The organism is Rothia sp. HMSC067H10 (assembly GCF_001810635.1).
Classification (GTDB): domain Bacteria; phylum Actinomycetota; class Actinomycetes; order Actinomycetales; family Micrococcaceae; genus Rothia; species Rothia dentocariosa.
The window spans coordinates 44,485-60,118 of sequence record NZ_KV802293.1 but is presented as its reverse complement, the minus strand read 5'-3'; the positions used below and the strand labels follow the sequence as shown (position 1 = coordinate 60,118).

Here is a 15,634-nt window from a genome sequence, read left to right as displayed (position 1 = left end):
ATGCTAAGAAGGGTCTTTATGTGAATCAAGTACGATTCTTCAACGTTTTATGCACATCAAGGGTTTTTATTATGCACTCAGGCATGTGCTGCTGGTTTGTACGCCTGGAAATATGCTCGTGTGCCCGTCGTAAAACCGTCATTTATCACGGTTTGGCACGCATACAGGTTAGAGTTAAACACAGAGGCATTATTTGGGTGCCGTCGCCCATTACACAGCTGCGGTTCTCATGTCGAATGCCGTGCATCCTATACCGACTATACCGATGCTTCCGCAATGACCGATAAGAAAGAGATAAATATGTCGCTACCATCCACAATGCGCGCCGTACAATACGACAAATTTGGCGGGTCTGATCTGCTCACGATCAACGAGATTCCCGTGCCGTCTCCCCGCCCCAGTCAGGTGTTGGTACGCGTGCAGGCCTTCAGCGTGAATCGCATTGACGTGATCGTGCGCGAAGGCGAAATGCGACTTTTTACGGGTAAACGCTTCCCCAAAGGTACCGGTGTGGATGCGCTCGGCGAGGTTGTCAGCGTGGGCACCGGCGTGATGGACTACAAAGTTGGCGATATTGTGTGGGGGTTCAACGGCTCCATTTCGATGTCACCCACCGGCACAGCAGCCGAATACGCGCTATTCCGTGAGAACCGAATTAGCCATGCACCGCGCATCCAGAACCAGATTGATGCGGCGGCACTGCCGCTCGTGAGCCTTGCCGCACTGCAGGTGCTCCGCAAGAACCTAAAGCTTCAGGCGGGTCAGCGTCTGCTGGTAGTGGGTGCCAGTGGCGGTGTGGGGCATGCCGCGCTGCAGATCGGGCAGATTTTGGGGGCTCAGGTGGCGACTGTTTCTGCCGAAGAAAATATAGCTCTGTGCCGCGAGCTAGGTTCGATTGAGGCATACGACCACGAGGTTCTGCCAGACCCCGAAAAGGTTGAGAAATTCGATGCGATCCTGGACTGCGGCGGCGTTGTGACCGCATTTTACCGCAACTACTTGAAGCCGGGTGGGCGCATGATGACGGTCTCGCCCGACGGTCTTCCGGCAGTGCTGACTTCGCTGTTCACGAACCGTCGCGTGGGTTTCCTGCTGGCAACCAAGGCATCGTCTGAGGCCATGAAGTGGATTACCAATGCCGTCGAGCGTGGTCAGCTGCGCCCAGTTATTGAGAAGAAATACTCGCTTGAGGAGCTTGGCGCCGCGCAGGATCGTGTAGCTGAGAAACATACACGCGGCAAACTCATAGTGGTTATGTAACTCTTGGGTTATTCATACGGGCGAGGTTTTGGCGTATGGCTACAAAGAGGTGGCTGTGCACTCAAAGCCTCGCCTTTATGCGTGATCGTGACGATGCGGCACGCATGTTTGCGACGCTGCGAGTAGGCTAAAGGTATGAGAATTGGTATGCGTAAACCCAGTGTAAAACGAATGATTAAGGCCCGCACCACCGACCGGGCAAAACGCGCCGTAAAAAGAGCTGTGATTCCTGGTTATGGCAGGCGCGGTATGGGGTTTGTGAAAAACCCGAAGCGAGCCATAAAAGGGGCTATCTACCGCCGTACGACCTTCAGCGTGTGGGATTTGTTTAGGTAATGGAAGAGTTCTTCTCTTGCGGTAACGCTCAATCCGGGAGCATTTTCTTCATTCGGGAGCAGTTAAAGTGCTCCCGAATGAAGAAAATGCTCCCGCTTTGTTGTGGTTGTAACGCCAGAATAAGAGCCTGAATATGCACCAGCATTTGCCTCACACGGTTCTTCTTTACATATCTAGAGCCGCCTCTCGGCTGCGGTAGCACTCCTCAATCTTGCGCCGCCGCATAAAAACCTTTGGAAAAGACCCTAAAAATAACGGTTCTCGCGCGGTATACTAAGGATAAGCTAACCTCCTCGTCAAAGCTGAAAGGGGCCTTTTCCTATGCTGAAAATCGAAGATGCCATCAGCGAGACCTTACTTATCCCCCTGTACATGAAGCACCTCGCCTCGCAACAGCCCGATCCAATCATCAAAGATGAGGCAGCTGGACGAGTCGTTTCGCAGTTAGACTACAATTTCTCTAAATTTGATAACGTCATTCACACCGTTGTCGGTACCGCGATTCGCTCAGATTACTTTGACCGACTGGCGGCCGATTTCATCAGGCGCCAACCTAACCCGGTGATCGTTAATGTTGGATGCGGTCTAGACAGCCGCCGAGAGCGCATCGGCGAAATCGCGCAGAACGTGCCGTTTTACAGCCTAGATCTACCCGATGTGATGACTTTGCGTATAAAGTTGCTGCCCCCGCAAGGCAGTGAAGTTTTCCTGGGAACCTCAGCCTTCGACGCGGGTTGGATGGACGAACTGAACGATCTGCAGCCGAATGCCCAATTTCTGTTCGTGATTGAAGGCATGATGATGTACTTTGACCGTTACATGGTGCGCGCCCTGTTCCGCGATCTTGCGCAGCGTTTTCACGGCAGTGAGATCGCGTTCGATGTCATAAACTCGTGGATGGTTTCGCATTCTGATCAGCACGAAGCGCTTAAGCACTCCCGCGCGCGATTCGTTTTTGGGTGCGACGACGATCATGAACCCGAGCGTTGGGCTCATAACCTGCATTTGGTGAGCGCTAAACGACTGATGACAGACTTTCCGGCGTGGAAGAAGAGTGGGGCACTGTCTGCCATGATAGCGCGGCGTTTACCATTCCTGAAGGAATCCTTCCGTATGCTCCACTACCGGATAGACTGACATTGCTTATTTTGAGCGTCATCAGATTATTCTTCCTACACAAGCAGGATCCGGCAATTTACCCACCGGTGCACTATTTCAAGCACAGCAGGAAATAAACCGCATTCCGAAACTGGGTGAGGCAACAAGCCAGAACCCGTTGCCTTTTAGCGCATCTTACCCCGACTGCGTATTTCTACTCCTGGGGTTATAGCTTCGCAGACCCCGCATGGTATACAGTCCAGATTGAACCTGCATATACGTATAGTTTACTCATCAAGTAACTTTTACTGTACAATGAAGGTTCGTATGCGATGACTACACATTATCGCTTGTGCGCAAAGTCTATAGAACTCTGCGCAGTATACGACTCATCCAAACTGCAAGGAGGTATCTATGGGTCAGCTTATTGGGATGATTATTGCGGGTGCTATTATTGGCGCCCTTGCCCGCCTGTTCATGAAGGGTCAGCAGAATATTTCTATTCTTTGGACCGTCATCTTGGGCGCTGTCGGCGCATTTGTCGGTGGCTGGGTAGCGGGCCTGCTTGGCGTTGCTGAAACATCTGGTATTGACTGGATCCGCTGGATTCTCTCGATTATCGCCGCAATGGCCGCCATCTCTATCTACTTGGGCGTCACACACAAGAAGTAGCTTCTTCCACATTCTGCAAAAGCGGATCCTCGAACATTCTGTTTCGAGGATCCGCTTTTATTGTGTTATGGGTGCGTTTTATTAGAAACCGCCCTTACATGCACTCATATATCTTGGTGCCGTGGAGCTGCTTGGGCTTGAGGTTCGGAACCTCCTAATGTAGCAAGCAGGCGTCCGTTTTCAACACGTACCAGAGTTTCCAAGGCAGCACGCACTAGAGAAGAATGTTCTTCAATACCGGTGAGCTTAGCCGCTTTAGCAACAATCTCTTCATCCAAAGTCACAGTTGTACGCATAATACCCTCCGCATCAGTAAACAACACACCCTTGATATAGATAATAATGCTGCTTTATTTTGCATATCTACCTCGTTGGCACCACAGCCTCAAAAACCATAATCGGTTGAGTGCCATCAAAAGGGGTGCGGCACCAGTCACCCCATACGGCGTGTATTTCAAATCCTGCATTCTGCAGCTGGTAGCCTAATGTCTTTTTATCTCGAAAAGTTAGGATACTTTCTTGGACCACAGTCTCTCCAGAGTCCATGAAGTGATAGTTAGTGCGGTACAGAACCTGCCCATTATTATCAGGTGCAACCGCTTCTGACCATTCAGATATCAGTCCGTGCCGTGTGGAGCGAGTCGTAGTAGACGTAGTCCAATTTTCCCAGGCTCGACATGCTGGATTACGGCTCTCGAACGCGAGCATTCCACCTGAGTGCATTATACGATGTAGGTCATTCAAGGTCTTTTCCCACTGTGGGCTAGGGATGTGTTGCGCCACATTACCACTCATCACTACCAAATCGAAGCCATGGTCGGGAACATTTCGGCTATCCCCCAGAATCCACCGGATTTTGGAAGCGCCAGGGCGACTGCGTGCGTACTCTAACATTGATGCTGACGGGTCTACACCGATAACAGCACGCCCCGATTGAGCTAAAGTTACGGTAAGTATGCCGGTACCGCATCCTAGGTCAAGGATTCTTTGGGCATTAAACCGATGAGCTAGAGAACGGTAATAATCATGGTCCGCCCCATCGGGGTTGTCTTCATCATAGAAATCAACTATACGAGGGTCATAATCTTTTGCCCTCATGGTTTTATATCGACTTGACGCAGCATGTAAGGTACTAGAGCCATATGAAAAGGCCAGATACATGTCAAGTACACCTTCCCCACAGCCGATTGAGGCTGGGCGTGTGTTTCAATCCCGCCACGCGCAGACCTGCTGCCCTCCTCAGCAGCGGCAACCACGAATTTTGAGGAGAACTCTATATGCTTATCCTTATGGCCACCAATGACATGCTCATCAGTGACCTCAGTAAAAGTAAAGGGGCCCGCTGATGAACCAACCGTAACTTCCAATTGCTTGGATTTCGATGAGGGCTGTACTGTAAACCCTATTTTCTGTACAACACGGTTACGAACCCGCATTATCGTACGAACCCACGGAGGGGTTGCAGATAAAAAACGGTAGGTAAATTCCTGTGCATCCCAACTAGTGGGTATCTGCACATAGTGACCATCAGAAAAATTCATATTGTTAAATCGCATGTTCAAGGCTCCTGGTACGCTCAGCAAAACTGCCTAACACAGGATAAATCGCGTTCCATATCCTGGCAGAGTGCAGAATACAGATCAGGGTGCGTATTCAAAATGTGGACGGCTGCGTGAAAGTACATGATGAACCTATTTACGTGAGGCCTTATGTTCCTTGCCCATATAGATACCGCCCTGTGCCAGCTCGGTGAGCATTTGTTCGAGGCGCTCGATACGCATCGCCGGTGTCTTGGCGCGGTTGATCCAACCAATATAGTCGTTGCGCTGATACGCTGGTCGAGCCTTATAGTCGGTGCGTAACCCCGCGTTTTTTAGGGCCGCCGCAACATCTTTCGGCATAGTGTGTTGCTCGCGCATAAAGCCTCCTGAGGTGGGTGTTTATCGTGTACCTGTACTCCACGCTACCTGTAGCACGGTGGCAGGTTCAAGATTTCAGGTAAGCGCGAACTATACGGGGCAGTATTTTCCGCGGGTCACAGTACTCCTGAGGGTGGTTCTTGCTAGCCTTCACCTCACAGACGCAGATAGGCGCGCATCCTGCGATGGTTGAGGATGCGCGCCTAACCGTTTCTTTCAAAGGGGTATCAGCGTTTTGCAGGCTGAACCGCTCCCTTAGGGGTTACCGCATTCGAACCATTGGGCATCACGGGGGTTTCAGGCGTTCCACTTGGGGTCTCACGAGACGTTTCACCGTTCATCCTGACCTCGTAGGTACCGTTAGGTTGCACCTGTGAGTTCTTATTGGAGCCATTGGGCAGACCATTTTCATTTGTAATCCAGGATCCATCAGCACCCACCCAATCGGTGTTTCCGGTGGCTGGATTGCTCCGATCCCACGACCCATCGGGATACACCCTCACGATCTCACCGTCGGGTTCGGTTGCAGTCCAGGATCCGTCTTCAGCAACCTGCACATACCCTTCAGAACCGGGATTTTGGTTCGCTGTCTTTCCGGGGGCGCCCTGTTGTTGGGTTCCGCCGCCAGCGACACCGCCGTTAGCTCCAGCACCCTGATCTGCCTGAGCACCGCCTCCATTAGCGCCGGTACCAGCACTGGTACCGCCGTCACCCTGCACTGCACCATTACCGGAATTCTGTTCCGTACCTGCGCCACTATTAGCGCCTGAACCGGAATTTCCAGATGTTCCACCACCGTTATTCACAGCGTTGGAGCTTCCTGTGGAGCTAGAAGCACGAGATGAACTTGATGAAGAAGAAGCCGAGGACGAACTTGAAGAATCATTCGCACTATCTGAGCCGCATGCACTCAAAGCTAAGATGCCAGCAACAGCCAGAGATACGCATGCGGTAGCCTTCTTGGTAGTCATGATTCGCATCCTTTCTCCTGATAAATATCAGCTGGTGTTTTAACCGTCGCACAGCTCACATGTATTGTCAGGAATTTTCCAGATTTTGCAAATATTTTTACCACAAAATGCATTACACCCGTGTATTACACATTATAGAAATTGAATTATCTTATATAACTAAACTAAATTTTATTTATGAATGAATCAACTAAAGATTATTAATATTTTGAAAAATCATAAATTTATACTGTCTCACATATTTCGCAAGACGGTGGCTTCCACCGGTATAGAATTTTTTGACGTTCACCCCAACCCGTAACTCCGACGACGTTAGCCCCAAATTTCAGCGGGTGTATACGCTGTGCACACAATAGGGTGCGCATCCTCAGGTATTGAGGATGCGCACCCGTTTCGCGCAAAGCACTTTGCGAAAGTATCTCTGCTGGTTATTACATGCCCGGCTTGGTCGGCTTAACCGGGGTTACTGCCGGCACTGCCTTCGGGTCGGGGAGGCTCCCGGGGGACACTGGGACGGCGTTAATAGGTATCTCGGGGGAAAGCTGACCGTCATAGGTAACCCGGTAGGTTCCGTCAGCCTCTACCCGGGCTACCGTGTGCCCGTCGGCATAGTTCTTAGTCCAAGAACCATCCGCCGCAACGGTACTGGTACCGTCTTCCCCGGTGCTCTTCCAGCTGCCGTCACCGTAAACATGGTACGTTAAGCCGGTGGTATTCACGTAGTCCCAGGAGCCTTCACGGTGGATGATGTACTGCCCGGGGGTCAGATTATAGTGGCGTGCGCCGCTGTCAGCCTGACCATTGGCACCAGCCTGTGCGTTGCCAGCACCGTTCTGCTGCGCGCCGCTTTGCTGCTGTGCGGCGGCACCGTTATCGGCGGCGTTAGCGCCAGCGCCCTGATCTGCCTGGGCACCACCTTGGGCTTCAGCGCCCTGGTTCGCTTGTGCTCCGCCGTTGGTATCGTCGCCGGTTACACTGCCACTCTGTGCGCCAGCGCCGGAGTTTTGATCCGCCCCAGTGCCGCCTTCAGCACCAGAATTTGCTGCGCCGCCGTTAGCGCCTGAACCGGAGTTCGCGGAGTTTCCACCACCGTTGTTCACCGTGCCAGCTCCACCGGCGCTAGCCGTCTTGGAGGCTGTTGATGATGAAGACGATGGGGAAGAATTCGAAGCATCATTAGAGCTATTTGAACCACAGGCGCTCAAAGCCATAATGCCAGCAACAGCCAGGGATACATATACAGGTACCTTCGTGGTAGTCATAATTCACATCCTTTCTCCTGATAAATATCAGCTGGTATTTTAACCGTCGCATAAGCCCATGTGTATTGTCAGGAATTTTCCAGATTTTGCAAATATTTTTTATAACAGGGTGTAAATAAGTGGATATATTACATAATAAAGAATAGATATGTATTATAAAACTAAAATAACTCTTTCTCTAAACTTCTTACAATAAGAAATATTGAATATTTTATCTATGAAATATATGTGCTTGAGTCAGATCTATCCAAGTATTACCCCGGCTTCGCATCGCAGGAATTAGCGTAAGCCCTGGGGGTTGAGAGTTACTACCCGCATAAGAAGATGCTTGCATAAACTAAGACATGTAACATGTAGAGGATATTCGTTTACTCTGGAAGGAGCCGAGCATGAAGCTTTCTGCCCGTAACCAGCTCGCTGGCACCATTGTTGAGATTACCGAAGGCGCTACCAACGGCATCGTGAAGATTGAGATCGCTCCCGGCCTGATTGTTTCTTCCTCGATTACCAACGCCGCTATTGAGGAGCTTGGGCTGCAGGTTGGCAAGCCCGCTACCGCCATTATCAAGGCATCCAACGTCATGGTTGGCGCTGACCACTAATCCCGGTCAATAGGGTTTAAACTCGGGCGGCTGCCTGTTGTGGCGCACGAGGGCTAATAGGGCGGAGCCCCGCACTGTGTGTACAGTGCGGGGCTCCGCTTTTATGTTTTTATCGCTTAGCGATCTGCCGACGAACCCCCAGGGGTACACGTCCTCCACGGTGGCGCGCACGACGCAACCCCTGATTCCCTTGCCAGGAACTCGTAGCAGCAACTATTTTGGGGTCGTCCAGGACTTCTCTAACCAAGTTATCCAATTTTGCAACAGAATCGTGAACATTCTCCCCTTGAGTTCTCTTCATACGCCAAGCTATATGCCTTGGTGAAACAAGATGCATAAAACATACGATATTCTTCACAAAATCTTCATACGGCTTACCCTCTAGGGTTGGCGTAAGATACAGATTTCCGTTCATCACCTGACTCTTTGCGTGTGAGTCATTATTTATGAAAAGTTGAGGAATGAAAACCCTCATGAACCTCTCAACTTTTTGATTCTTACTAAAATATCCACTCAATTTTTTCAATGAATCCATGTTTGCGATAGAGGTTTCACCCAGCTCAAAAGATAAGAACGCTTCCCAGACACGCCTAATATCATTCGGCGCAGGAACCACAGGGACCTTTTCCTCCAACAGGGCAAAATCATACATTTTTCTAAGAATTCCAGCATACTTATCAATATCTTCAAATTTTGATTTTATAAGCACATCTGAAGAATCTTTTTGCAGCTCCCAGCAGGACAATTTACTATCATCGATAGCTTTTATCATTTTACTCATGTTGAGTGCAAAAGATAAATCATGCGTCATGATTATCAGCTTCGTCTTTGATGATTTATTCAATATGGATTGACACAAATAGCCAAGAAGGGATATTATACCATACTTATTACCGTCATCAAAACTTGAGACAGGGTCATCAAGAACGACAATCTGATTTTCTATCAAAGAAAATTCAAGATTTTCACTTTGAACACAGGTAGTAAAAATTTTTCCTTGGGCAAGGGTTGCAAAAAAATAACATAGAGATAAAACATTCTGTTCCCCAACAGATAATCTACTAGGCTTAACCAACTCTTGCCCGTTTTTAACATAATAACCATGATTCTTTGCAGACTCAATCTGCATTACTTCTTTGCCAAAAACTATATCCAGCAGTCTATTAATATATTCAATTACAGGACCAGCCGAATTTTTTCTATTGATTCCCTCGAGTTTCCTTTCCCATACCGAAAGATCCTTCTCAAGACCAACGATCTCTCTTTTATATTCTTTAAACAGTTCCTTGTCTACACTAGATAAAATACCTGAACTAATTTTTTGAAAAACTGAATTATATTCTTTAAAAACCAAAAACATTATCCAATAAGACAATTTTCTCCAACTATCTTCAATCCTATTGTATACTTCAATTCTTGCATCTACGTCTACACTCCTGTCTATGGATTCCCAATTTTCCCTCAATAATCCGATCGCTTTATATATTTCATTTTCAATAAAGGTCAGTGAATAGTCGTTCGATGCATTTTCAGCTATCTCATTACAGATATAAATAGATTTTCTCTTGAATCCATTAGCAATGCATCGGACATACTCTTCTTTGGAGATAAACTTACCTTCCACCATAGTAACGAGAATCGAATCGTATAAAAACCCAACCCCCGATTCATCATCATGAAATAACAATTCCTCCTCTATAAGAAATTCATTTTCAATAAGAGCTTTCACATAATCTGTAAGAGTGAAGTCCAAATGAGGAATATTCACATTTGCAGATTCGCCTGATAATACATCACTCAAATACCTATTCTTCAACGACTCAATATTTGCGCTGATTGAAGAAATGTTATTTTTAAGTTCATTAATATTGTCGTTTACTACCACAGAACCGCCCAGCATGACGACTGGATCTAGACTATCTTCTGGAGATGCTCGGAAATTTTTAATAACATACTCCTCGTTGAATACATGAACATTTGAAAAGTCGCTTTCTAGTTCCCTTTCTTCCTTATCCAAGAATTTCGTTTTATCGGTTTCGATACTCAAAGCGCGAGCTAGCGTAGATTTACCCGATCCATTCATACCAAGAATAATGGCACACTGAGCATCTTTGTCTTTATCTCCATTTTTCTTAAATCTGGAAAATAGTGGAAAAGTTTTCTCTCCAGTATATTCTGTATCAATCTTTATTTTTGATACTTTTGTTGCATCAACCATTTGTTCCTCCTAGAACCAATAGATTTCCTACATTGAATAGATATAATAAAATCCCCTTGAGTATCAGTTCATCAAAGATACGACTGTCTCAAGGGGATCTTATAACTCACTGTTACTCAGATATTAATTTATTTAATTATTCTAAGTTTAGACGTTGAAGCGGAACTCAACCACATCACCATCAGCCATGATGTAGTCTTTGCCTTCCATACGGACTTTGCCGCGGGCTTTGGCCTCATTCATGGAGCCTGCCGCATCCAGGTCATCGAAGGAGACAACCTCAGCCTTGATGAAGCCGCGCTCAAAATCGGAGTGAATCACGCCCGCCGCCTGCGGTGCAGTGTCGCCCTTATAGATCGTCCAGGCGCGCGATTCCTTCGGGCCAGCCGTCAGGTAGGTCTGCAGACCCAGGGTTGAGAAGCCCACGCGAGCCAGCTTATCCAGCCCCGATTCGTCCTGACCGCTCATTTCCAGCATCTCGCGAGCCTCCTCCTCGGAAAGCTCCACCATGTCAGCCTCAAGTTTCGCGTCCAAGAAAACAGCCTCCGCCGGGGCCACCAGCTCACGCAGCTGGGCCTGCTTCTCCTCAGAAGCAAGCACACCCTCATCCGCATTAAACACGTAGATGAAAGGCTTAGCGGTCAGCAGATTCAGCTCCTTCAAATGCGCCATCTCAAGCTTCTCGGCAGCCGCACGCGAGAAAATTGTGTTCCCATCCTCAAGAATCTGCTGCGCCTGCTTGTAGGTTTCCAGCTGGGCGGCATCGCCCTTCTTAATCTTCACGGCCTTCTCAAGGCGCGGAATCGCGTTCTCCAAAGTCTGCAAATCCGCCAGAATCAGCTCGGTATTAATGGTCTCCATGTCAGAGGCAGGATCGACCTTGCCGTCCACGTGAATCACGTCCGGGTCATCAAACGCGCGCACCACCTGCGCGATCGCGTGTGCCTCACGAATATTAGCCAGGAACTTATTCCCCAGCCCCTCACCCTCAGAGGCGCCCTTCACAATACCCGCAATATCAACGAACGAGACGGTTGCGGGCAGAATACGCTCAGACCCGAAAATCTCGGCGAGCCGGTTCAGGCGGGCATCCGGCAGGTTCACCACACCAATATTCGGCTCAATCGTAGCGAACGGGTAGTTAGCCGCCAGCACCGTGTTGCGGGTGAGCGCGTTGAACAGGGTGGACTTGCCCACGTTAGGAAGACCGACAATGCCGATAGTCAGAGCCACAGAAAATCCTTCATAATGACGACGATAATTCGCCCACAACCCCAAGTGATACCAGGCGCAGGCACAGACAGTTAACATTCTACCGCGCGGGCGGTTACTCTGCGCCGAAGGGTGAGGTTCGGGTTCCTTCCCCACCGGATACACACCCGCCCTCCCCCCCCCGCTATTTTGGGGTTTATGTTGTATTGGGCGACTTAAATAACCGCAAAATACACAATAACTCGCAAAATAGAACACCGCCGAGGCGGCGCATCCAAAAAACCATGACACCTGTCATGGGTATGTCATGACAGCACGCACTTATAGCACCCGGCTAAAGCTGGTGTACTAGAAGCATGAACACGACAACAGTTATTCAGGCAGAGAATCTGACCCAGGTTTTCCGGGTTCCAGGCGGCACCCTCACTGCCGTCGATAATCTCGACCTCACCATCAGCAAGGGCGAAATTATAGCCCTGCTCGGCCCAAACGGGGCGGGCAAAACCACTCTCATTGATATGATTCTGGGGCTGACCGAGCCGGCGCGAGGAACCCTCACCGTGCAGGGTATCTCCCCTAAAAAGGCGGTGCAGCGCGGCTATATTGGGGCCGTTCTGCAAACCGGCGGGCTTCTCAAAGACCTGACCGTGCGACAAACCCTCGAAATGCTCGCCACGCTCTATCCCACCCGCATCGACATTGATAAGGTGCTTGCCAGCGCAGACCTGACCGAGCTGGCGCATCGTAAGGTCGGCAAATGCTCCGGCGGGCAGCAGCAGCGCATCCGGTTTGCTATCGCCACCATGCATGACCCTAATATCCTCATTCTGGATGAGCCCACCACCGGCATGGATGTTACCGCCCGCCGCACCTTCTGGGAACGCATGGATAAGCTCGCCGAAACCGGTAAAACCATTATCTTCGCAACCCACTACCTGGAAGAGGCTCAGAACTTCGCACAGCGCATTGTGCTCATGCGTGACGGCGCCATTATTGCCGATGGTACGTCCGAAGAAATCCGTGACCTTACCGGATACCGGCACGTGAGCTTCCTGGCGGATGCGCCCCTCACCTTTGACGATCTACCGCATCAGCAGGTCGAAATTACCCAGGAAAACAGCAAATACCGCCACCGGCTGAACGTCTCGGATGCCGAAGATTTCGTGCGGCTTCTGCTCAACACACAGGTTGTGAGTGACCTTGAAATCGTGAAGCCCTCCATGGACGAATCCTTCATGCTCCTCACCTCAGACACCGAATCAGCCGCATCTAGCGCCACAAAGGAGTCCTAGACATGCTACGTTACACGCTCTACGAAATTCGCCGATCGGTGCTCTCTTTCTCATCCCTGTTTTACACCGTCGTCATGCCGATTGGGTTGTATTTACTTTTTGGAGCCCTGCAAGACTATTCATCGGTCAAAATTGCGGACGGTAACGCTGCGGCCTACGTTATGATCGGCATGGCACTCTACGGCGCTATCAGCAGCACCGTGTCAATCAGTGGCCTGACCGTGGTCGAAAACGTGGCCGGGTGGGGCAGGCAGCTTGCGCTCACCCCACTCAGCACCGGCAAATATCTGTTCTCCAAGGCGGCCGTGGCCTTCGTTATGGCGGCATTGCCCGTAGTCGCTGTGAACATTGCCGGGCGGCTGACTGGTATTGAGATGCCGATTAGCCAGCAGATTCTCTGCGCAGCCTTGAGCATCTTCTGTGCCCTCATCTTCGCTTTCATGGGACTCGCCGTCGGGCTTCTGATCCCCAGTGAGAACGCGGTCTCCATCGCCAACGGCGTGATCGTCATCTTCGCCTTCTTCGGCACGCTCTTTGCCCCGCTCACCAAAGACCTTATGCCCTACGCACGGTTCACCCCGCTGTACGGTGCCGCCGAAATCGCCCGCTACCCCTTCAGCAAAGGGCTCACCATTATTAGCGGCAGCGGCGCCGAATGGAATATGACCGAACCGCTCTGGCACGGGATCGTAAACTTCAGCGTATGGGCGGTTATTTTCATCGTCGCCACCGCGCTGCTCATGGGCCGCAGCACCAAGCGCTAAAACCCCATATGGCGCGTGCCCACCACATCTTGGGTGCATCCGGCACCACCTTACCGGATGCGCCCACGACTCTATCCGAACGCGTGCTTATACTAGAGCCCAGGAGGAGCATATGACCCCATCACCCACCACAGACCAGCCGCGCACCCACGACGAACGCAAAATCGGCTGGATTAGCCTGGGGTTCTCCGCGCCCTGGCTCATATTTCTGGGGTATATCTATGACGGTGTTCTAGAGCCTAACGCTCCGGTGTGGAAGCACGTGTACGTCATTATCTGCCTGGTCATTTTCTCAATCACGGATGTTGCCGCGTATACGGTTCCCTGGGTTCTTCCGGTGTCATCATATTTCAGGCGGCTACTTCTCTGGACAACCCTTCTGTTTATGCCTGTATGTGGAATGATGCTGATAGCCGCCATTCCACCGGCAGATGTACTCATCGGGTTCACCATCTATTTTGTGGCACTGTGGACTTTTGCCGAGGACATTCCCTACAGCACGCGGATTCGCGGCGCCTTCGCCATAGCGGCGGTTTCCTGGATAATTTATATGTTCTCTGACGGGTTTCCTATCAATTTTGCGGATAAATCCCGTCTAACCTTATCGCTGGGAATCCCTATGATCGGGATTATGGCGTTCTCCTACCTGATCCAGCTGAGTAAAAACGCCGACAAAACCCAGGCCAAGCTTGACATGGTCAGCGAACGCGAGCGCATCGCCCGCGATGTACATGACGTGCTCGGGCATTCTCTGACCGTGATCACGCTTAAGGCTGATTTGGCGCGTAAACTTCTGCATGCTGACCCTGACCGTGCCGATGCGGAGCTTGAAGCGATCGCCCAGCTTTCTCGGTCTTCGCTGGCGGAGGTTCGTTCGACGGTCACGCGGCTGCGCATCCCGGATTTTTCGGGCGAAATTCAGGCGTCGGCGCGTGCCCTGCAGACGGCGTCGATCGCCGCGAAACTGCCCGATGCGGAACGTGCTCTCTCAATGGTTGGGGTGAATTCTTCGCTTTTTTCGTGGGTGCTGCGTGAGGCTGTGACGAATATTGTGCGGCATTCGCAGGCCGGTTTTTGTGAGGTGCGGTTGAGTAATACCGGGCTTGAAGTTCTTGATAATGGGGTGGGTATTCCTGCCGAGTATGCTGCCGGAAGCGGTATTAAGGGCATGAAGAGTCGTGTGGAGTCTGCGGGCGGAACCCTTATTATTGAGGACGCTCCGGCGCGCTGGCTGCGAGAGCATCCTGCCGGTTCTGGGGCGGCAGACGTTCGGGGTACGCGGGTTCGGGTTAGTATGGACGGTAATACCGCCGAGATTGAGCCTTCGGGAGATACAGATGATTAAGATTATGCTCGCCGATGACCAGCAGCTTGTGCGCGAGGCGCTGGCCGCGCTGTTGGGACTTGAGAACGATATTGAGGTGGTCGCTCAGGTTGGCGGCGGCGATGAGGTTATTCCGGCGATCAACCGGTATCACCCGGATGTGGTGCTTCTCGATATCGAAATGCCCGGTTCTGAGCTTTCCAGCGGTATTGATGTGGCGGCTGCGATTCGGGATGCGAAACTGGTAACGCTTACGGGAGATCCGGTACGTTCGCTCATTGTGACGACCTTCGGCAGACCGGGGTACCTGCGGCGTGCTCTCGCCGCTGGGGCGAGCGGGTTTATGGTGAAAGATACGAGCGCATCCCAGCTGGCGGAGGGCATTCGGCGTGTTCATGCGGGTATGCATGTGGTGGATCCGGCGCTTGCGGCGGAGTCTTTGGCGTATGGGGAGTCTCCGCTGACCGAGCGCGAAACCGAGATTCTGCGGGTTGCCGGTCATGGTGCTACGGCGCGAGCTATTGGTGAGCAGCTGTTCCTCTCCCCCGGTACGGTGCGTAATCATCTGTCTTCTGCGATGGCGAAGCTTAACGCCTCGAACCGGCAGGAGGCGATACGTATCGCCGCCGATAACGGTTGGCTCTAGGGCTTCCTGCGGTTGTACCGCTAATTCGGGAGCGTTTTCTTCATTCGGGAGCACTTTA

At 50.9% G+C, this 15,634-nt stretch carries 16 protein-coding genes; 8 read left to right on the top strand and 8 right to left on the bottom strand.

Annotated features, from left to right (window positions below; genetic code table 11):
- Nucleotides 1–300: 300 nt before the first annotated feature.
- The 3 genes from HMPREF2756_RS04080 (at nucleotide 301) to HMPREF2756_RS04065 (ending at nucleotide 3,366) form a co-directional block, all read left to right on the top strand.
- Nucleotides 301–1,260, top strand: coding sequence for an NAD(P)-dependent alcohol dehydrogenase (locus HMPREF2756_RS04080; RefSeq protein WP_070618601.1), 960 nt, complete (start codon nucleotides 301–303; stop codon nucleotides 1,258–1,260).
- 657 nt (nucleotides 1,261–1,917) lie between these two features.
- The gene (locus tag HMPREF2756_RS04070; RefSeq protein WP_070618596.1) at nucleotides 1,918–2,733 is read left to right on the top strand and encodes a class I SAM-dependent methyltransferase; all 816 of its coding nucleotides are present in this window, start codon (nucleotides 1,918–1,920) and stop codon (nucleotides 2,731–2,733) included.
- 375 nt (nucleotides 2,734–3,108) lie between these two features.
- Nucleotides 3,109–3,366 carry a GlsB/YeaQ/YmgE family stress response membrane protein gene (locus tag HMPREF2756_RS04065; RefSeq protein ID WP_070618593.1) on the top strand — a complete coding sequence of 86 codons (258 nt, stop codon included), beginning with the start codon at nucleotides 3,109–3,111 and terminating at the stop codon, nucleotides 3,364–3,366.
- Nucleotides 3,367–3,470: 104 nt separating this feature from the next.
- Here the strand turns inward: HMPREF2756_RS04065 and HMPREF2756_RS04060 are convergent, their stop codons facing one another.
- From HMPREF2756_RS04060 to HMPREF2756_RS04035, 6 genes are all read right to left on the bottom strand, one after another.
- Complete coding sequence (locus HMPREF2756_RS04060) at nucleotides 3,471–3,662, bottom strand: type II toxin-antitoxin system VapB family antitoxin (protein ID WP_070618591.1); 192 nt, start codon at nucleotides 3,660–3,662, stop codon at nucleotides 3,471–3,473.
- Between the two features lie 67 nt (nucleotides 3,663–3,729).
- Nucleotides 3,730–4,464 carry a class I SAM-dependent methyltransferase gene (locus tag HMPREF2756_RS04055; protein WP_070618588.1) on the bottom strand — a complete coding sequence of 245 codons (735 nt, stop codon included), beginning with the start codon at nucleotides 4,462–4,464 and terminating at the stop codon, nucleotides 3,730–3,732.
- Complete coding sequence (locus tag HMPREF2756_RS04050; protein ID WP_070618585.1) at nucleotides 4,461–4,922, bottom strand: DUF2867 domain-containing protein; 462 nt, start codon at nucleotides 4,920–4,922, stop codon at nucleotides 4,461–4,463. The genes HMPREF2756_RS04055 and HMPREF2756_RS04050 overlap by 4 nt, the downstream gene beginning before the upstream one ends.
- A gap of 135 nt (nucleotides 4,923–5,057) precedes the next feature.
- Entirely contained in the window at nucleotides 5,058–5,285 is a 228-nt protein-coding gene (locus HMPREF2756_RS04045; RefSeq protein ID WP_070618582.1) for a YdeI/OmpD-associated family protein, read from the bottom strand.
- 227 nt (nucleotides 5,286–5,512) lie between these two features.
- Nucleotides 5,513–6,256 (bottom strand): 1,4-beta-cellobiosidase, encoded by a 744-nt coding sequence (locus HMPREF2756_RS04040; protein WP_246825830.1) that lies wholly within the window; start codon nucleotides 6,254–6,256, stop codon nucleotides 5,513–5,515.
- Nucleotides 6,257–6,687: 431 nt separating this feature from the next.
- Entirely contained in the window at nucleotides 6,688–7,518 is an 831-nt protein-coding gene (locus HMPREF2756_RS04035; RefSeq protein WP_070618576.1) for a protein RtoA (Ratio-A), read from the bottom strand.
- 389 nt (nucleotides 7,519–7,907) lie between these two features.
- Between HMPREF2756_RS04035 and HMPREF2756_RS04030 the strand changes: the two genes are divergently transcribed.
- Nucleotides 7,908–8,120 (top strand): TOBE domain-containing protein, encoded by a 213-nt coding sequence (locus HMPREF2756_RS04030; RefSeq protein WP_070618574.1) that lies wholly within the window; start codon nucleotides 7,908–7,910, stop codon nucleotides 8,118–8,120.
- Nucleotides 8,121–8,229: 109 nt separating this feature from the next.
- Here the strand turns inward: HMPREF2756_RS04030 and HMPREF2756_RS04025 are convergent, their stop codons facing one another.
- Entirely contained in the window at nucleotides 8,230–10,338 is a 2,109-nt protein-coding gene (locus tag HMPREF2756_RS04025; protein WP_070618571.1) for an AAA family ATPase, read from the bottom strand.
- 147 nt (nucleotides 10,339–10,485) lie between these two features.
- On the bottom strand, nucleotides 10,486–11,571 hold the full coding sequence (gene ychF / locus HMPREF2756_RS04020; RefSeq protein WP_070618568.1) for a redox-regulated ATPase YchF: 1,086 nt from the start codon (nucleotides 11,569–11,571) through the stop codon (nucleotides 10,486–10,488).
- Nucleotides 11,572–11,906: 335 nt separating this feature from the next.
- Here ychF and HMPREF2756_RS04015 point away from each other — a divergent pair, with 335 nt between their 5' ends.
- The 4 genes from HMPREF2756_RS04015 (at nucleotide 11,907) to HMPREF2756_RS04000 (ending at nucleotide 15,576) form a co-directional block, all read left to right on the top strand.
- The gene (locus HMPREF2756_RS04015; RefSeq protein ID WP_070618565.1) at nucleotides 11,907–12,842 is read left to right on the top strand and encodes an ABC transporter ATP-binding protein; all 936 of its coding nucleotides are present in this window, start codon (nucleotides 11,907–11,909) and stop codon (nucleotides 12,840–12,842) included.
- 2 nt (nucleotides 12,843–12,844) lie between these two features.
- Entirely contained in the window at nucleotides 12,845–13,606 is a 762-nt protein-coding gene (locus HMPREF2756_RS04010; protein WP_070618562.1) for an ABC transporter permease, read from the top strand.
- A gap of 112 nt (nucleotides 13,607–13,718) precedes the next feature.
- The gene (locus HMPREF2756_RS04005; RefSeq protein WP_070618560.1) at nucleotides 13,719–14,951 is read left to right on the top strand and encodes a sensor histidine kinase; all 1,233 of its coding nucleotides are present in this window, start codon (nucleotides 13,719–13,721) and stop codon (nucleotides 14,949–14,951) included.
- Nucleotides 14,944–15,576, top strand: coding sequence for a response regulator transcription factor (locus HMPREF2756_RS04000; protein ID WP_013397543.1), 633 nt, complete (start codon nucleotides 14,944–14,946; stop codon nucleotides 15,574–15,576). The genes HMPREF2756_RS04005 and HMPREF2756_RS04000 overlap by 8 nt, the downstream gene beginning before the upstream one ends.
- Nucleotides 15,577–15,634 lie beyond the last annotated feature (58 nt).

Bases quoted from the DNA above. Each gene is read 5' to 3' on its own strand.
- HMPREF2756_RS04040 (WP_246825830.1), bottom strand. From the start codon at position 6,256: ATGACTACCAAGAAGGCTACCGCATGCGTATCTCTGGCTGTTGCTGGC.
- HMPREF2756_RS04070 (WP_070618596.1), top strand. From the start codon at position 1,918: ATGCTGAAAATCGAAGATGCCATCAGCGAGACCTTACTTATCCCCCTG.
- HMPREF2756_RS04055 (WP_070618588.1), bottom strand. From the start codon at position 4,464: ATGAGGGCAAAAGATTATGACCCTCGTATAGTTGATTTCTATGATGAA.
- HMPREF2756_RS04025 (WP_070618571.1), bottom strand. From the start codon at position 10,338: ATGGTTGATGCAACAAAAGTATCAAAAATAAAGATTGATACAGAATAT.
- HMPREF2756_RS04030 (WP_070618574.1), top strand. From the start codon at position 7,908: ATGAAGCTTTCTGCCCGTAACCAGCTCGCTGGCACCATTGTTGAGATT.
- HMPREF2756_RS04035 (WP_070618576.1), bottom strand. From the start codon at position 7,518: ATGACTACCACGAAGGTACCTGTATATGTATCCCTGGCTGTTGCTGGC.
- HMPREF2756_RS04050 (WP_070618585.1), bottom strand. From the start codon at position 4,922: ATGCGATTTAACAATATGAATTTTTCTGATGGTCACTATGTGCAGATA.
- HMPREF2756_RS04005 (WP_070618560.1), top strand. From the start codon at position 13,719: ATGACCCCATCACCCACCACAGACCAGCCGCGCACCCACGACGAACGC.
- HMPREF2756_RS04010 (WP_070618562.1), top strand. From the start codon at position 12,845: ATGCTACGTTACACGCTCTACGAAATTCGCCGATCGGTGCTCTCTTTC.
- HMPREF2756_RS04000 (WP_013397543.1), top strand. From the start codon at position 14,944: ATGATTAAGATTATGCTCGCCGATGACCAGCAGCTTGTGCGCGAGGCG.
- HMPREF2756_RS04065 (WP_070618593.1), top strand. From the start codon at position 3,109: ATGGGTCAGCTTATTGGGATGATTATTGCGGGTGCTATTATTGGCGCC.
- HMPREF2756_RS04045 (WP_070618582.1), bottom strand. From the start codon at position 5,285: ATGCGCGAGCAACACACTATGCCGAAAGATGTTGCGGCGGCCCTAAAA.
- HMPREF2756_RS04060 (WP_070618591.1), bottom strand. From the start codon at position 3,662: ATGCGTACAACTGTGACTTTGGATGAAGAGATTGTTGCTAAAGCGGCT.
- HMPREF2756_RS04080 (WP_070618601.1), top strand. From the start codon at position 301: ATGTCGCTACCATCCACAATGCGCGCCGTACAATACGACAAATTTGGC.
- HMPREF2756_RS04015 (WP_070618565.1), top strand. From the start codon at position 11,907: ATGAACACGACAACAGTTATTCAGGCAGAGAATCTGACCCAGGTTTTC.